This window comes from Tropicimonas sp. IMCC6043 (genome assembly GCF_004146235.1).
Classification (GTDB): Bacteria; Pseudomonadota; Alphaproteobacteria; order Rhodobacterales; family Rhodobacteraceae; genus Tropicimonas.
On record NZ_SELO01000006.1, the window covers coordinates 72,325 to 89,068 of the forward strand.

Consider the following 16,744-nt stretch of genomic DNA (forward strand, 5'->3'; position numbering starts at 1 on the left):
ATTGGAATGCGCCCGCTTCGGCGGGCGTTTTCTATTAGTGGAATATTAGCTGCCAATTCAACGCCTTGGAACCACGCCGGCACGCAATTTACTTGCCGCCAGAGGTTGGCCGTGATAGCCATGGACCATGCCCCACGCTCAGAGAGGGATGGACCCATGTCCTCCAGCTGCGTCTCCAGCGACGCCCCGCACCGGCGCTTCAACCTGCTCAAGGGCGAGTGGGTACTCGTCTCCCCGCATCGCAACAAGCGCCCCTGGTCGGGCCAGCAGGAGGCGGCCTCGGCCGAGGTGAAGCCGCGCTTCGATCCCGGCTGCTATCTCTGCCCCGGCAACACGCGCAACAACGGTGTCACTAATGACGACTACGAAGGCCCTTGGGTCTTCGACAACGATTTCCCGGCGCTGCTGACCGACAGCCCCGAGGGCGGCACCACGGGCGACCCGCTGTTCCGCGCCGAGAATGTCCGCGGCACCGCCCGTGTCATGTGCTTCTCGGAACGCCACGACCTGACCTTGCCGGAACTGCCCGTGAGCGAGATCCGCAAGGTGGTCGATGTCTGGGCCGAGCAGATCGAGGATCTCGGCGCGCGCTACGACTGGGTCGCGGTCTTCGAGAACAAGGGCGCGGTGATGGGCTGTTCGCAGCCGCATCCGCATGGCCAGATCTGGGCCTCTGACTTCCTGCCCAACGAAGTCACGCGCGAGGACGCCTGTCAGGCCCGCCACCTCGCCGAGACCGGCGAGGTGCTGCTGCTGTCCTATGCCGCGGCCGAGGCATCGAAGCGCGAGCGGATCGTGGTGGAGAACGACGACTGGCTGGCCGTCGTGCCCTGGTGGGCTGTCTGGCCCTTCGAGACATTGGTGCTGCCGCGCCGTCACGTCCTGCGCCTGCCAGACCTGACCGGGCCGGAGCGGGACGGGCTTGCCGACCTGCTCAAACGGCTCTGCACCCGGTATGACAACCTCTTCGAGACCGAGTTCCCCTACACGATGGGCTGGCACGGCGCGCCGACCCGCGCCGGCCTCTGGGACCACTGGCAGTTGCACGCACATTTCTACCCGCCATTGCTGCGCTCGGCGACGGTGCGCAAGTTCATGGTCGGCTACGAGATGCTTTCGGAGGCGCAGCGCGACCTCACCGCCGAACAGGCCGCCGAGCGGTTGCGCAGCCTGCCCGAGCTGCATTTCAAATCGAAGGGACAGGAAAGATGACCCTGCCGCCGACCGAGATCGCCGCCGATGTCGCCGCGGCCTATGCGCAGCATTTCGGCAGACCGCCCGAGGTGACGACCTTTGCCCCCGGCCGGGTGAACCTGCTGGGTGAGCACACCGACTACAATGGCGGCTACGTGCTGCCGATGCCGCTCGAAGGCCTCGGGGTTGCCATCGCGATAGGCCACGGTCCGGCGCCGGGCGCAATCGAAGCCTATTCCGACACGTTCCACGAAGCCGAGCGCCGCAATATCGAGCAGGGCCGCGAAGGCCGATGGTCCGACTACGTTCTGGGCTGTCTCAAGGCCGTCGCGACCTCCGAGATCCGCGAAACCGGCCTGCGCATCGCGTTGATCACCACCCTGCCGATGGGCGCCGGGCTATCGAGTTCCGCGGCGCTGGAGGTGGCGACCCTGCGCGCCGCAACCACGCTTTTCGGCAAGGAGACGTCACCGGTCGATATTGCCGTTGCGGCACGGGCGGTGGAGAATGATTTTGTCGGAATGCCCTGCGGAATCATGGACCAGTTTGCCTCGGCGGTCGGTAAACCGGGCAATGCGCTGTTCCTGAACACGCGCACGCTCGAATACGCGCCGGCGCCGCTGCCCGAGAGCCACCGTTTCCTGATCCTGCATTCCGGCGTCAGCCACCAGTTGACCCAGGACGGCTACGCCAACCGCGTTGCCGAATGCACCGCCGCCTGCGAGGCGCTCGGCGTGGAGATGCTGAGCGATCTCGGCTCCGGCGATCTCGACCGGCTTGACGAGCTTCCCGAACTGCTTGCCCGCCGCACCCGGCATGTCCTGACCGACAACCAGCGGGTGCTGGACGGGCTCGCGGCGCTGAAGGCCGGCGACCCGGCCGCGTTCGGACGGCTGATGACCGAGAGCCACGCCTCGCAGCGCGACGACTACGCGATCACCGTGCCGGAGACGGACGCGCTGGTTGCCGCGGCGCTGGAGGCGGGCGCGCTCGGGGCGCGGCAAACCGGCGGTGGTTTCGGCGGCGCAGTCGTGGCGCTCGTCGCAGAGGCGGAGGCCGAAGACCTCTCGGCCACGCTGCTGGCCGATTTCCCCGGCGTCCGGCGCCTCGCCCTGGTGTGACGTCGCGCCCCCCTTGCGGAGCCCGCTCTGCGCTCGCTAGCGTTGCCGCGAGTCGATCGGGAGGCCAACATGACTAACACTGTTTTCAGACCAGACGCCGTTGCCGTCGTCACCGGGGCGGCGAGCGGAATCGGACTTGCGCTGGCGCAGGAATTCGCCGCGCTCGGGATGCGGATCGTCGCCGTCGACATCCGCGACGGCGCGCTCGAGGCAGCGGAATCGGTGCTGCGCGACGCGGGCGCAGCCGAGGTGATGACGGCCGCCGCAAACGTTGCCGATGCCGCGGCGCTGGAACGGCTGGAACAGGAGGTCACGCAGCGGTTCGGTGGCACCGACATCCTCGTCAACAACGCCGCGATCCAGCCTGGCAGTGCGCTGTTCGGCGACGCCGGCGCCTGGCACGACGTTCTGGCGACCAACCTCTGGGGCGTCATCAATGGCACCCGCGCCTTCGTGCCGGGGATGATTGCACGCGGCCGGCCGGGCATGGTGGTCAACACCGGCTCCAAACAGGGCATCACAACGCCGCCGGGGGACCCGGCCTACAACGTCGCCAAGGCCGGCGTGAAGGCCTACACGGAGGCGCTGGCGCATGAGCTCAGGAGCGGTGACGGCGCGCATCTGAGCGCGCATCTGTTGATACCCGGCTTCGTCTATACCGGGCTCACGGCACGCGGGCGGACCGAAAAACCTGCCGGCGCCTGGACCCCGGAACAGACCGCCGCCTTCGCGATGGAGGCGCTCCGGGCCGGCGATTTCTATATCCTCTGCCCGGACAATGACGTGCCACGGGAACTCGACGAGAAGCGCATCGCCTGGGCGGCGGGCGACATCATCGAGAACCGTCCGGCGCTGTCGCGCTGGCATCCGGACTTTGCCGAGGCCTTCGCGGCCTTCGTCAAGGGCGCGTGATACTGTCGACCGGGTCGGGCACTGGGTGCCATTGCCGTTAATGAAATCGCACGGCCCCGAGCAATGGTGCCCTCCTCAAAAAAAACCGCCGCACATCCGGGCAGGATGGCGGCGGGAAGTCGCGAATCTGGCAAGCCGGCTGATCGGGGAAGGCACCCCGGGGCTGTTGGGGACAGGCAGTGGCGTCACTTCGTTGGGGACGAGGCAGGACGCCGCCGGACGGCAGATCGCAGGCAGAAACTCAAAGGGTCAGACGAGCGCGGGAAGGTGCAGCCCGGCCACTAGGATCACCATCAGCGCCACCGCGCCGAGCGCATCGGCAAGAAGCGTGGCTTCGGAGCGGTCGATGATCTGCTTCAGATCTGAAAACATGGTGCAAATCCTGTCGGCTGTCGCGCTGTGTTTGTTGCACCTTTGTTCTCACTTCCGGGGATGAAAGTAAAGAACTTTTTAAGAACATTCGTGAACGAACGGGGATTGCCCCCCTAACCTACTGAAATCAGGCGGATCGCCTTGTCCTGTTCCATGAGCCAGAGCAGCATCCGGACGGCGGCACCGCGTGGGCTATCCAGAGTCGGGTCGGCGTCGAGCAGCCGGCGCGCGTCCTGCTGGGCGACCTGCATGAGGCCGGCCTGCCGCTCCATGTCGGCAATCCGGAATTTCGGCAGGCCGGATTGCGCAGTACCGATGAGGTCCCCCGCCCCGCGCAGGACGAGATCCTCCTCGGCAATGCGGAACCCGTCCTCGGTCTCCCGGAGGATCTCCAGCCGCTTGCGCGCCGCCTCTCCGAGCGGCGGCTGATACATCAGGAGACAGGTCGAGGCGGCCGCACCGCGCCCGACCCTGCCGCGCAGCTGGTGAAGCTGCGCCAGACCGAAGCTCTCTGCCTGTTCGATCACCATGATCGAGGCGTTGGGCACGTTTACGCCGACTTCGATCACTGTTGTCGCCACCAGCACCGAAGTCTCGCCGGCGACGAACCGAGCCATCGCCGCGTCCTTCTCTGCAGGCGGCATCTGGCCATGGACGAGGCCGACCCGACCCTCGCCGAGCGCCGCGCGCAGGGCGCGGAACCGTTCCTCGGCGGCGGTCATCTCCACAACCTCGCTCTCCTCGACCAGTGGGCAGACCCAATAGGCCTGCCGCCCCTCGGCGATGGCTCGGCCGAGCCGCCCCACCACCTCGTCGATCCGCCCCGCCGAGACCAGCGCCGTCTGCACCGGTGTCCGCCCGGGCGGTTTCTCGTCCAGCACCGAGAGGTCCATGTCGCCATATTGCGCCAACGCCAGGCTGCGCGGGATTGGCGTGGCGGTCATCACCAGCACGTCGACCGCGTGCCCCTTGGCCCCAAGCTCCATCCGTTGAGCAACACCGAACCGGTGCTGCTCGTCGACGATGGCGAGGCGAAGATCATGGAAATGCACGTCTTTCTGGAAAACGGCATGGGTGCCGACGAGGATCTGGATGTCACCCTTCGCCAGAGCGGCGAGCTTGGCCTGCCGCTCCGCGCCCTTGTCGCGGCCGGTCAGCAGCTCGATCACCACGCCGGCGCTCTCGGCGAGTGGCCGGATGGACTCGAGATGCTGGCGCGCCAGGATCTCGGTCGGCGCCATCATCACCCCCTGCCCACCCGACTCGACGGCCACCAGAAGCGCCATCACCGCGACCAGCGTCTTGCCCGAGCCGACATCGCCCTGGAGCAGACGCGACATCCGCCGCGGGCTCGCCATGTCCTCCGAGATCTCGCGGATGGCCCGCTCCTGCGCCCCGGTCGGACGGTAGGGCAGCGCGTCGAGCACCCGTGATTGCAGCTTTCCCGTCGCCACCGAGGCCCGCCCCTTGCCGCGCCGCTCGATCCGGCGCGCCAGTGCCAGCGTGACCTGGTGCGCGAAAAACTCGTCATAGGCGAGACGCCGGCGCTGCGCGGAATCGGGCGAGACGTCGGCCGCCCCTTCCGGCGCGTGCGCCGCCGCGACGGCCAAATGCCAGGCCGGCCACCCCTCCCGGTCGACCAGCCCCGGATCGCTCCATTCCGGCAATTCCGGCATCCGCGCCAGCGCAGAGCGGGCGGCGCGGGCCATGAGTTTTTGCGTCACCCCCGACGTCAGCGGGTAGACCGGTTCGAAATCCGGGATATCGCCATCCTCCCCGGGACGCAGGATATGGTCGGGGTGGACCATCTGCGCCACACCATCGAAGAGCTCGATCCGACCGGAGACGAGCCGGGTCTGCCCGGTCGGCAACTGCTTCTGAAGGTAGTCCGAGTGGGAATGGAAGAAGACAAGATCGAAGCTGGTTTGCGCATCCTCCACCTGAACGCGATAGGGTCCGCCACGCCGGGTCGCTGGCCGGTGCCGGCCCACGCGAACCTCGAGCGTTGCCGTCCGCGGCAGGTCCAGTCCCTGCACGGTCGGCACCCGGCGGCGGTCGACAACGCCGTGCGGCAGGGTGAAGAGCAGGTCGCGCGGCCGGGTTATATCGATCTGAGCGAGGTGTTTCGCGGTCTTCGGCCCGACGCCCTCCAGCGTCTCGAGCTCGGCGAAGAGCGGGAAGAGGACCGGGGGACGGCCGCTCATGCCGACCCGATCAGCGACAGCCAGCCGTCCTCGTCCAGCGTCTCGATGCCAAGCTCGGCAGCCTTCTTCGCCTTGGAGCCTGCCCCCGGGCCGGCGACGACAAGGTCGGTTTTCGCCGAGACCGATCCCGACACCTTGGCGCCGAGCGCCTCCGCCCGTGCCTTGGCCTCGGCGCGGGTCATCTTCTCCAGGGTGCCGGTGAAGACCACAGTCTTTCCGGCGACCGGGCTTCCGGAGCTGTCGGGCGCCGCCACGTCCTCGATCTCCAACCGTTCGGCCAGCGCGTCGATCACCTCCCGCTCCGCCGGCTGGTGCATGGCGGCCACCAGCGACTGCACGAGCGTGTCGCCGATCCCGTCGACCGATACCAGTTCCTCCCAGTTGGGGCTCTCCGCCAAGGCCGCCTTCCGGGCCTTCGCGTCGTTCGCCTTTGCCGCTGGCTCTTCCGCGGCGCTGTCGACAGCCGCGCGCAGACGCTCCCAGCTGCCGAAATGCCGTGCCAGTGTTGCCGCGGCAACCTCGCCGAGGTGCCGGATGCCGAGCGCGAAGAGGAAGCGGTTGAGTGGAATGCGGCGGCGTTCATCGATGGCCCGGAAGAGGTTGTTGGCCGATTTCTCGCCCCAGCCCTCCCGGTTCTGGAGTTGCTGCAAGCCGGAGCCGTATTTCTCTTTGAGATCGAATATGTCCGCAGGGGTATTGATCCACCCGTCGGCGTAGAACTGCTCGACCTGCTTCGCCCCGAGGCCCTCGATGTCGAAGGCGGCGCGCGAGACGAAATGCTTCAGCTTTTCAACCGCCTGTGCAGCACAGATCATGCCCCCCGAACAGCGGCGGACGGAATCGCCTTCCTCGCGGATCGCCTGCGAGCCGCAGACCGGGCAGAGATGCGGGAATGCGTAGGGTTCCGCCTCGACGGGCCGCTTCGACAGGTCGACATCGGCGATCTTCGGGATAACGTCCCCGGCGCGGTAGACCTGAACCCAGTCGCCGACGCGGATGTCGCGCCCGCCCCGGATCTCGGCGCCGGCATTGTCGCGCCCGGCAATGTAGTCCTCGTTGTGCAGCGTGGCATTGGAGACTACCACGCCGCCGACCGTCACCGGCGCCAGCCGCGCCACCGGGCTCAGCGCACCGGTGCGGCCGACCTGGATGTCGATGCCCTCGAGCCGGGTCCAGGCCAGTTCGGCGGGAAACTTGTGCGCGATCGCCCATCGCGGCGTTGTCGAACGGAAGCCGAGTCGCGCCTGAAGTGCGAGGTCGTTCACCTTGTAGACCACCCCGTCGATATCGTAGCCGAGCGTCGCCCGCTGCGCCTCGATGGTTCGGTAGTGCTCGAGAAGCGCCTCCGCGCTGTCACAGAGCCGCGTCAATGGATTGGTCTTGAACCCGAGTAACGCAAGCTGCTCGATCGCCGCCATCTGGGTCGCAGCCAGCGGCTCGGAAGTCTCGCCCCAGGCATAGGCGAAGAAATGCAGCGGGCGGGCGCGGGTGATCTCCGGGTCGAGTTGGCGCAGCGAGCCGGCGGCGGCGTTGCGGGGATTGGCGAAGCTTCGGGCGGGGCGGTCGGCGCGTACGGCCTCGTCGCGGAGGCGCTCATTAAGCGCCTCGAATTCCGCGTGACGCATGTAGACCTCGCCGCGGACCTCGAGGATCTCCGGCGCGTCGTCGATGCGCTGCGGGATGTCATCGATGGTGCGGGCATTCGCGGTCACGTTCTCGCCGGTCGTGCCGTCGCCGCGCGTGGCGGCCTGGACCAGCCGGCCGGCCTCGTAGCGCAGCGAGAGCGAGAGTCCGTCGATCTTTGGTTCGGCCGTATAGGCGAGCGGGTCGGCTTCCGCGAGACCGAGGAAGCTGCGAATCGCGCGGTCGAACTCCCGGATGTCGTCGGCATCGAAGGCGTTGGCGAGCGAGAGCATCCGGAGGCGATGGGTGATCTTTGAAAACCCCTCGGCCGGCGCTGCACCGACCTGGTCGGACGGGCTGTCAGCGCGGATGAGCTCCGGAAAACGCGCCTCGATCGCAGCATTGCGGGTGCGGAGCGCGTCGTATTCCGCATCGCTCATCAGCGGCGAGTCGTCCCGGTGATAGGCCGTGTTGGCGGCCGCGAGGCGCCCGGCGAGTTGCGCGAGTTCCTCCGTCGCCTCCTCGATGCTCAGATGCTCCACCGGTTTCGTTTCCGCCATTGCCACCTCCGACCGTCGGGTTTCCGATTGATAGGAGGCCCGTGCCGGCGGGTCCAGAGACCACAGGGGCGGAAACCGGTTAGGCGCCGTACAAAAAAAGCGGGCGGCCATGTCACCATGAACCGCCCCGAGATACACTACCGTCAGGGAGAATTGTTGGTCCCGGCCGACGCGATGCCGGCCGGGAGCGTTCGCGAGTGGATAGTATCAGGCGCCGAGCGCCACGCGGCGGTCCATGCCCTCAGCGTCCGGGTCGCGCAGGACATAGCCGCGCCCCCACACGGTTTCGATGTAATTCTCGCCACCGGTCGCCTGGCTGAGTTTCTTGCGGAGCTTGCAGATAAACACGTCGATGATCTTCAGTTCGGGCTCGTCCATTCCGCCATAGAGGTGGTTGAGGAACATTTCCTTGGTCAGGGTCGTTCCCTTGCGCAGGCTCAGCAGCTCGAGCATTTGGTATTCCTTGCCCGTGAGATGCACGCCCTTGCTGTCCACCTCGACGGTCTTGGCGTCGAGATTGACCGTGACCTTGCCGGTGCGGATTTTCGACTGCGAATGCCCCTTCGAGCGGCGGATGATCGCGTGGATCCGCGCGACGAGTTCTTCGCGGTGGAACGGCTTGGTCAGGTAATCGTCCGCGCCGAAGCCGAACCCCTTGATCTTGTTGTCTGTATCGTCCGCGCCCGAGAGGATCAGCGTCGGCGTCTCGATTCTGGCGAGGCGCAACTGGCGCAGTACTTCGTGGCCGGTCATGTCCGGCAAGCCCAGATCCAGCAGGATCAGGTCGTAGTCGTAGAGCTTCGCCAGATCGATCGCTTCTTCGCCAAGGTCGGTCGAGTAGACGTTGAGATTGGCATGGGTCAGCATCATTTCGATGCTTTTCGATGTTGCCGGGTCGTCTTCGACGAGCAGGACGCGCATTCTCTCTCTCCGCTTCAATCCCTCGTTGACACAACCATGACCCCATTTGGTTAATCCGCGATTACCGAGGGCGGGTCCGGCTGAATTCAATTAAAGGTTGCACAAACGGAGAAAGTGTTAACCTCGCTATTTTGGGGGAGTACGGAACTGCTGAAGCCGGGTCGTCTTCAGAGCGGCCTCGCCATGGGTCATAACGGCGGTGGCCCAGCTTTCGAACTCCTCGTTGGAAATCTCATACCATTTCCGCGCCTCGTCGATCGTGATCAGCCCGCCGCGGACCGCCCTGACGACGGCGGCCTTGCGGCTCGCCACCCAACGGCGGGTGTCACGCGGCGGCGGGTCTGCCCGCGTCATGATCGTTCCGTCCGGCAGGGTGACCGCGCGGGGACCGTCGATTTTCTTGATGAACATGTCTGACACCTACGGGAAACAGTTGATCTTGGGTCTCTCGAAGCCCGACGGAAACCGGTTCTCCGGTTTCCGGAGCGTGCTGCTCCTTGCCGTCGCCTTGTGCCAATGCTGAAAGCATGCCGTACAGAATGAGTTAAGCCGACCTCCTCCGGACCACAGAAAATGGTTTCAAATCTAGGCTTTCTTGGCCGATAGACTGCTTGATCGGTTGGGCTGCCTTGACAGATCCGCGCCGGACCGCCACATCCTGCCTCTCGCGACGGCCCCACGCGCCGCCAAATCCGAGCTTTCCCCGAATGCCACAGATGACCGATACAAGACTGAATTCTCTCGGCTTTCCGAAGCCTCCAGGCGAGACCCGTGTGGTCGTCGCGATGTCGGGCGGGGTCGACTCGTCTGTGGTGGCGGCTGAGCTGGCCGCCGAAGGCTATGACGTGGTCGGTGTGACGCTACAGCTCTACGATCACGGTGCAGCGCTGGCGAAGAAGGGGGCCTGCTGTGCCGGGGCAGATATTCACGATGCACGGCGCGTGGCCGAGGCCATGCGGTTTCCGCATTACGTGCTCGATTACGAAAACGTCTTTCGCGAGACGGTCATCGACGAATTCGCCGACAGTTATCTCGCGGGCGCCACGCCGGTTCCCTGCATCCGGTGCAACGAACGGGTGAAATTCAAGGACCTGCTGGAAACCGCGCGCGACCTCGATGCCGATTGCATGGCCACAGGGCATTACATCCAGCGCAAGTCGGGCCCGCGCGGCCCGGAGCTCCACGCAGGCGCGGACCCGCGCCGCGACCAGTCCTACTTCCTGTTCTCCACGACGCCGGAGCAGCTTGAATACCTGCGCTTCCCGCTCGGACACCTCTCCAGCAAGGACGAGACGCGGGCGCTGGCGGCGAAGCACGGGCTCGTTGTCGCCGACAAGCCCGACAGCCAGGACATCTGCTTCGTGCCGGACGGCAACTATGCCGCGGTCATCGAGAAGCTCCGCCCGGGTGCCGGCGAGCCGGGCGAGATCGTGCATCTCGACGGGCGGGTGCTGGCGCGCCACGAGGGAGTGATCCACTACACGATCGGTCAGCGGCGCGGCCTCGGTATCGGCGGCCTTTCGGAGCCGCTCTATGTCGTGCGGCTCGATCCCGAGGCGCGGCAGGTCGTGGTCGGGCCCAAGGAGGCACTCTCGACCCGGATCGTGCCGGTGCGCGAGATCAACTGGCTCGGCGACGCGCCGCTTCACTCGCGCCCCGAATGGCCGCTCTCGGTCAAGGTCCGCTCGACCCGCCCGCCGCGCGAGGCGATCCTCAGGCCGACCGGACCGGACAGCGGCGAGGTCGAACTGCTCTCGCAGGAGGAAGGCGTGTCGCCCGGGCAGGCCTGCGTGTTCTACGAGACCGGCGGCAGCCGGATCTTCGGCGGCGGCTGGATCTGGCGCGGCTGACCCTTTCGCCTTGACCGGGGCGGACAGGCGCGCCACCTCTTCCCGAGCAACGGAGGCGCGCATTCATGACCGGACGACTTGTCATTGTCGGTGGCGGCTATCTCGGAAGCGAACTGGCCCGGGCAATGGATACCCGCGCGCAGGTGACGCTGGTCGAGCCCCGCGAGGCGTTCTGCCATTCCCCGGCGATGATCCGGGCCCTTGTGCAGCCCGACCTCGTCGACAAGGCGCTCATTCCCTATGACGGCCTGTTGCGGAGGGGCGAGGTCGTGCGCGCGCGCGCGATCGCCGTCGATGGCGAAAGCGTGACGCTCGACGACGGCAGCCGGCGCCCGGCCGACGCCGTCGTCGTCGCCACCGGATCGCAGCATGGCGCGGCCTTCAAGACCAATGGCGGCGCGGTCGGCGCGCTCAGGGAAGCGAACCGCGCGCTTCAGTCAGAGGTCGCCGCGGCCAGACGGATCGCGATCCTCGGCGGCGGCGCGCTCGGCGTGGAACTCGCGGGCGAGATCCGCGCCGCCCTCCCCGACACGCAGGTCACGCTGATCTCCGACCGCCCGCTGCTCGACGGCTATCCGCCCAAGCTCGGTCAGGGCCTCGCACGCCAGCTCGGCGCGCTCGGGGTCCAGCTCCGCATCGGACCGAAGGCGGTGGACCTGGTCAGCCACAACGAGCCATTCTCCGGGCCGGTCAGGCTCGAGGACGGCAGCAGTGTCGATGTCGACCTCGTGATCCCCGCGCTCGGCTCCCGGCCCGACACCGCGCTGCTCGACCCCTTGCCGGGCCTCCGCAAGGGACCGGATGGGCGGGTGCTCTGTGACCGCTGGATGCGGCCCTCCGACCTCCCCAATCTCTTCGCAGCCGGCGACGTGGCCGATATCGGCGATCCGATGACAATCGTCGGTGCCACGCGTCAGGTCTCCTGGCTGATCCGCGCTCTCGGCGGACTGCTCGCCGGCCGTAGGCTTGACCGCACACCGGCCTATGCGCCCTGGCCCAGTCCGCCGATCCTGGTGCCGCTGGGGCCGCGCATGGGCCAGTCGATCCTGCCTGTCGCCGGGCTGGTGGGCGCCGGGCCGACGCGGCTTCTCAAGGGGCGCGAGCTCTTCCTGCCGAAATATCACAAGATGTTCCGCGCAGGGTGACGCCCATCCGGTGCGAGACCCGCGCCTCAGCCGCGCGCGCGGCGGGCCAGCCAATGCGCCAGCGCGATCAGCGCCGCCCAGACCAGAAGGAGGATCGGCTGACCGGCAAGCGCCGAAGGGATCACGACAAGACCGAACAGGATCGGCACCATGTCCTTGCTCTGCCAACCATCAGCCAGCAGGTCGGGCGCGAGTCCCGCAGCCGCGCCAACCATGCCGGCGACGAGCGCGACCAGCACGCCGCCCAGGAAGCTCAGCAGCCAGCCCACCGCGCCGTGTCGACCGAACAACCCGGCCAACGACCAGCCCGCCGCCGCGCCGCCGAGCGCCATCGCGACGACATATCGGAATACGAGGCCCGAGGGCAGGTCCTTCAGCTCCACCTGGCTCATCGCCCCCATATCCTGCACCAGCATGGCAGCAAAGAAGAGCGCCCCGAGCAGAGCCATGCACAAAGCGACGGCCGGCCGCGCCGAGCGCGCGTGCCCTGTTTCGTCCATGTGGTTCATCCACTCCTCCTCGTCTGGCGCCGGGTACAGCATAGCGTGGATCGCGCGGATGCGAAGGCAAAGGAAGCGGCCGCTGAGCGTCGCGGGGCCTGCCGGCAAAGCCGGCGCGGAAACTGTGGTCGCCATGCCGCAAAATCGGCGCGGACACCGACGCCCGCGCCGCCGTCCTTTCGCTTGCACCCCTTCCCAGAATGGTGCATCCCCGTCGGCGGCTCCGCCCGATGTGGGGCCACGACTACGCGAGGATCCGAACCATGGTCACCACCAGCACCGACCCGAACGCCAAGCCCACCGAGGACATCCAGGTCCGCGACGTCTTCGGGATCGACACCGACATGGTGGTCAAGGGGTTCGCCGAGAAGACGGACCGGGTCCCGGAGCTCGACACGACCTACAAGTTCGACCCCGATACCACGCTCGCCATCCTCGCTGGCTTCAGCCACAACCGCCGGGTGATGATCCAGGGCTATCACGGCACCGGCAAGTCGACCCATATCGAACAGGTCGCGGCGCGGCTGAACTGGCCGGCCGCCCGGGTCAACCTCGACAGCCACATCAGCCGGATCGACCTCATCGGCAAGGATGCGATCAAGCTGCGCGACGGCAAGCAGGTGACCGAGTTCCACGAGGGCATCCTGCCCTGGGCGTTGCGCAACCCGGTCGCCATCTGCTTTGACGAATACGATGCCGGCCGCGCCGACGTGATGTTTGTCATCCAGCGGGTGCTCGAGCATGACGGCAAGCTGACGCTGCTCGACCAGAACGAGATCATCACACCGCACCCGAGTTTCCGCCTCTTCGCGACCGCCAACACGGTCGGCCTCGGCGATACGACGGGCCTCTATCACGGCGTGCAGCAGATCAACCAGGCGCAGATGGACCGTTGGTCTCTCGTGGCCACGCTGAACTATCTCAGCCACGACGCCGAGACGACCATCGTCCTCTCCAAGGCGCCGCATTACAACAACGAGAAGGGCCGCAAGATCGTCAGCCAGATGGTGACGGTGGCCGACCTCACGCGCACCGCCTTCATGAACGGCGAGCTGTCGACCGTCATGTCGCCGCGGACCGTCATCAACTGGGCGCAGAATGCGCGGATCTTCCACTCGGTGGGCTACGCCTTCCGGCTGACCTTCCTCAACAAATGCGACGAGTTGGAGCGGCAAACCGTGGCCGAGTTCTACCAGCGCTGCTTCGACGAGGAACTGCCCGAGAGCGCGGTGAGCGCGGCGCTGATCTGATCGCGGGCGCGCGCCGCCGCGAGTGAAGTGCGCTTCCATAAACTGCGTTGAAATGGGAAAGGTCGAAACGCGCTAATCCGCGCTCTGATCCGATGCCGGCGCGTCGCTGCCTTGGTCTTCCAATGCCGAGCCGTCGCCCAGAACCTCGTCGATCCTTCGAATCGCCCGGTCCGTGATGTCGATGGAATCCGCCGACAGGATCACCGCGCGGTCGTCGAGAATGGCCACCGCGCCGCTCGACTGCACAATCTCCGACAGGATCGGCAGGATCCGACCGGTAAAGACGCGGCGCTCGAGATCGCGCCGCCGCTGCAACGCCTCGATCTTCGCGTCCTGCTCCTCGCGGAGCTTCACGACCTTCTCGTCAAAGGCATCCGCGAGCGCCCGGAACTCTTCCGGCGCGACCTCCTTGCGCTTCTCGGTCAGTGCCTTCTCCTCGGTTGTGAGCTGTTCGCTCAGCACCCGGTTGCGTTCGGCCAGCTCCTGAGAGGCATCGGCAATCTCGGCCTGAATCCGCTTTCCGAATAGCGTCTCGGCATAGAGCTTGTCCTGATCGAGGGTCAGCACCAAAGACGCCGTGGGAGAAAACACCTGCGCCGGAACCGGCGCCGTCGGCAGCGCGACGGCGGCAATGAAGATCGCCGAGCCGAGCCGCCTGCGCCACGCCATCAGAAGGTCGTCGCGACGGTGAACTCGAAATTCTGCTCCTGGTCGTAGTCTTCCATGATAAGCGGCTGCGAGAAGTTCAGGCGCAGCGGCCCGAGCGGGGATTCCCAGAAGACCGAGACGCCGGCCGCCGAGCGCAGATGGAATCCATCGTCCACCGGATCGTTCCCGGTCGGGCCGCCGTTGATGTCGTTGAGGTCCCAGACGGAGCCGATATCCCAGAAGAGGCCGCCCTTGATGCCGTATTCTTCCGGCAGACCGATCGGGAAATCGGCCTCGAAGCGCGCAACTGCGAAGTAGTTGCCGCCAAGAACGTCCTCGTTCTCCACGTTCAGGTCGCGCGGGCCGACGCCGTTGGGCTCAAATCCGCGGATCTTGTTGGAAAGCTGGTAGCGTTCGATGATCCGGCTGTTACCGCCCGAGAACATAACGGCGCCGCCCTCGAGTTCCGCCCGGAGTGTCACGTCCTCGTTGAAGACCAGTCGCTTGGCGCGGACGAGGGCCTCGGTCCGGACGAAGCTCGCGCCGTCCTCGCGACCGCCGAAGTCCTGCCGGAAGCGCAGCAGGATGCCTCCGCGCGGATCCGGTCCGTCGTTGAGCGTGTCGTAGAAGAAGGAGTAGCCCGCCGAGAAGGAACTCAGCCCGCCCATCTCTTCTTCGGTCACGAGAATGTAGGAAGAGTCTTCGTTGACGTCATACACCTTGCCGTAATCGTAGGTGAAGCGCAGTCCGAACCGGGAATAGTCGGCCAGCGGGAAGGTGAAGGACGGTTCGAACCCGCCGAGATCGGTGTTGTAATAGGCGTAGTCCTGCTCCGTCGTGCGGTAGAAGGCGGACAGGCCAAAGGCAACATCGCGCCCGAGGAAGGCCGGCTCGACGAAATTGAAGCTGAACACCTGCGAGGAGTTGGTCAGGCCGAGGCTCGCACTCAGTGCCTGGCCACGGCCGAGGAAGTTACGCTCCGAGAAGGACAGGTTGAAGCCGAGGCCGGTATTCGTGCCGTAGCTCGCCCCGAATCCGAGCGAGCCGGTGGGCGCTTCCTCGACGTTGACGTCGACCACGACGAGATCGGATCTCGACCCGGCGATCGCTTCGACCTCGGTGTCCCTGAAGAAGCCGAGCGCCCGGATCCGGTCCGCGCCAGCGCGGATTTCGCGCGGGTTGAACGGGTCGCCCTCCACCGAGTCGAACTGGCGACGCACCACGCGGTCGAGCGTGGTCGTGTTGCCCTCGATGTCGATCCGCTCGATGAAGATCCGCGGTCCGCGGCTGATGACATATTCGATATCCAGCGTCAGGTCGCGGTCGTTGCGCGTCACACGCGGCTCGACACGGATGAAGTCGAGCCCCATCCGCGTGGCGAGTTTCTCCATGCGGGCGATGTCGGTGTCCACCGGAACGGGCGAATAGGTCCGGCCCGAACGCAGCCGCGCCGCCCTGCGGAACGCGTCGATGTCGACACCGGCGACCTCGGAGGAGACCGACACGTTGCCGATCCGGAACTGCTGGCCTTCGGCGACGTTGAAAGTGAGGATGAACCCGCGGCGGTTGCGGTCGATCTCGGCGCTGGTGCTCAACACCTGCATGTCGATGAAACCGCGGTTGTTGTAGAAGTCGCGCAGCAGTTGCTTGTCGAATTCAAGCCGGTCCTCGACCAGCGTATCGCGGGTGACGAAGGTGCGGAAAAGGCCCGCCTGCTTTGTCTCCAGCACTCGCCGCAGGCGGCGGTCCGAGAAATTGCGGTTGCCGACGAAGGAGAGCCGCTCGATCTCGCTGACTCGTCCTTCCTGGATCTCGAAGACGAGATCGACGCGATTGTCCGAGCGCGGGATGATCTTGGGGCTCACGGTCGCGGCGACTCGACCGCCCTGCCGGTATGCTTCGGCGATCATCGCGGCGTCGGCCTCCGCCTGGGCGGGCGAATAGACGCGACGCGAACGCGAATCGATGATCTCGTCGAGGTTCTCGTCGTTGATCCGCCGGTTCCCCTCGAAGGCGATGACGTTGATCGTCGGGAATTCCTCGACCTGGATGACAAGCGTGTTGCCGCGCGGAATCAGCTCCACCGATTGGAAGAGGCCCGAGCCTGCGATTCCCTGGTAGGCGTCGTTGAGCTGCGCCGCGCTGATCGTTTCGCCACGGCCGATTCCGGCATAGCTGGCGATCGTGCTGGCATCGACGCGCTGGTTGCCCTGAACGTCGATACTGCTGAACTGGTAGCTCTGCGCCTCGGCCAGGCCGTCCAGCGCACCATTCGACACCAGAAGGAGCCCCGAGAGGGCCAAGGCAGAGACCTGAGTCAATCCGGATCGTTTACCGCGCTTCCGGGCGTTCAATGTGCTGCCGCCCGTTGTTCGTTTCTTCATGCCGTTGCCCCCCGGCGCGAGGTTCTGTTATTTCATGCCTTTGCTAGCGACCTTCGCATG

The 16,744-nt window shown here is 66.3% G+C and carries 14 protein-coding genes; 6 read left to right on the forward strand and 8 right to left on the reverse strand.

Translation table 11 applies throughout. The features are described 5' to 3' along the window. Window positions 1–156: 156 nt before the first annotated feature. The 3 genes from EU800_RS08540 (at window position 157) to EU800_RS08550 (ending at window position 3,227) form a co-directional block, all read left to right on the forward strand. Entirely contained in the window at window positions 157–1,212 is a 1,056-nt protein-coding gene (locus EU800_RS08540) for a UDP-glucose--hexose-1-phosphate uridylyltransferase (protein ID WP_129630582.1), read from the forward strand. Beyond that, entirely contained in the window at window positions 1,209–2,315 is a 1,107-nt protein-coding gene (gene galK, locus EU800_RS08545) for a galactokinase (protein ID WP_129630584.1), read from the forward strand. The genes EU800_RS08540 and galK overlap by 4 nt, the downstream gene beginning before the upstream one ends. A gap of 69 nt (window positions 2,316–2,384) precedes the next feature. Next, window positions 2,385–3,227 (forward strand): SDR family NAD(P)-dependent oxidoreductase, encoded by an 843-nt coding sequence (locus tag EU800_RS08550; RefSeq protein WP_129630586.1) that lies wholly within the window; start codon window positions 2,385–2,387, stop codon window positions 3,225–3,227. A 249-nt stretch (window positions 3,228–3,476) separates the two neighbouring features. Here EU800_RS08550 and EU800_RS27910 read toward each other — a convergent pair whose 3' ends face one another. The 5 genes from EU800_RS27910 to EU800_RS08570 form a co-directional block, all read right to left on the reverse strand. After that, entirely contained in the window at window positions 3,477–3,599 is a 123-nt protein-coding gene (locus EU800_RS27910) for a hypothetical protein (protein WP_256369761.1), read from the reverse strand. A 113-nt stretch (window positions 3,600–3,712) separates the two neighbouring features. Next, window positions 3,713–5,803 carry an ATP-dependent DNA helicase RecG gene (gene recG, locus EU800_RS08555; RefSeq protein WP_129630588.1) on the reverse strand — a complete coding sequence of 697 codons (2,091 nt, stop codon included), beginning with the start codon at window positions 5,801–5,803 and terminating at the stop codon, window positions 3,713–3,715. Then, window positions 5,800–7,986 (reverse strand): NAD-dependent DNA ligase LigA, encoded by a 2,187-nt coding sequence (ligA, locus tag EU800_RS08560; protein WP_129630590.1) that lies wholly within the window; start codon window positions 7,984–7,986, stop codon window positions 5,800–5,802. The genes recG and ligA overlap by 4 nt, the downstream gene beginning before the upstream one ends. A 207-nt stretch (window positions 7,987–8,193) precedes the next feature. Next, a complete protein-coding gene (gene ctrA / locus EU800_RS08565) occupies window positions 8,194–8,907 on the reverse strand; it encodes a response regulator transcription factor CtrA (protein ID WP_129630592.1) in 714 nt (237 codons plus the stop codon). 126 nt (window positions 8,908–9,033) lie between these two features. Beyond that, on the reverse strand, window positions 9,034–9,318 hold the full coding sequence (locus EU800_RS08570) for a DUF1153 domain-containing protein (protein WP_129630593.1): 285 nt from the start codon (window positions 9,316–9,318) through the stop codon (window positions 9,034–9,036). A 305-nt stretch (window positions 9,319–9,623) separates the two neighbouring features. On the opposite strand from EU800_RS08570, the gene mnmA reads away from it, so the two are divergent. Further along, window positions 9,624–10,757 carry a tRNA 2-thiouridine(34) synthase MnmA gene (mnmA, locus tag EU800_RS08575; protein WP_129630594.1) on the forward strand — a complete coding sequence of 378 codons (1,134 nt, stop codon included), beginning with the start codon at window positions 9,624–9,626 and terminating at the stop codon, window positions 10,755–10,757. A gap of 65 nt (window positions 10,758–10,822) precedes the next feature. After that, the gene (locus EU800_RS08580; protein WP_129630595.1) at window positions 10,823–11,902 is read left to right on the forward strand and encodes an NAD(P)/FAD-dependent oxidoreductase; all 1,080 of its coding nucleotides are present in this window, start codon (window positions 10,823–10,825) and stop codon (window positions 11,900–11,902) included. A 26-nt stretch (window positions 11,903–11,928) separates the two neighbouring features. Here EU800_RS08580 and EU800_RS08585 read toward each other — a convergent pair whose 3' ends face one another. Continuing rightward, a complete protein-coding gene (locus EU800_RS08585; RefSeq protein ID WP_129630596.1) occupies window positions 11,929–12,411 on the reverse strand; it encodes a hypothetical protein in 483 nt (160 codons plus the stop codon). 254 nt (window positions 12,412–12,665) lie between these two features. Here EU800_RS08585 and cobS point away from each other — a divergent pair, with 254 nt between their 5' ends. Then, the gene (gene cobS / locus EU800_RS08590; RefSeq protein WP_129630597.1) at window positions 12,666–13,652 is read left to right on the forward strand and encodes a cobaltochelatase subunit CobS; all 987 of its coding nucleotides are present in this window, start codon (window positions 12,666–12,668) and stop codon (window positions 13,650–13,652) included. Between the two features lie 72 nt (window positions 13,653–13,724). Here the strand turns inward: cobS and EU800_RS08595 are convergent, their stop codons facing one another. Together EU800_RS08595 and bamA are read right to left on the reverse strand one after the other, a co-directional pair. Beyond that, complete coding sequence (locus EU800_RS08595) at window positions 13,725–14,321, reverse strand: OmpH family outer membrane protein (protein ID WP_129630598.1); 597 nt, start codon at window positions 14,319–14,321, stop codon at window positions 13,725–13,727. Next, window positions 14,321–16,684 carry an outer membrane protein assembly factor BamA gene (gene bamA / locus EU800_RS08600; protein ID WP_129630599.1) on the reverse strand — a complete coding sequence of 788 codons (2,364 nt, stop codon included), beginning with the start codon at window positions 16,682–16,684 and terminating at the stop codon, window positions 14,321–14,323. The genes EU800_RS08595 and bamA overlap by 1 nt, the downstream gene beginning before the upstream one ends. Window positions 16,685–16,744 lie beyond the last annotated feature (60 nt).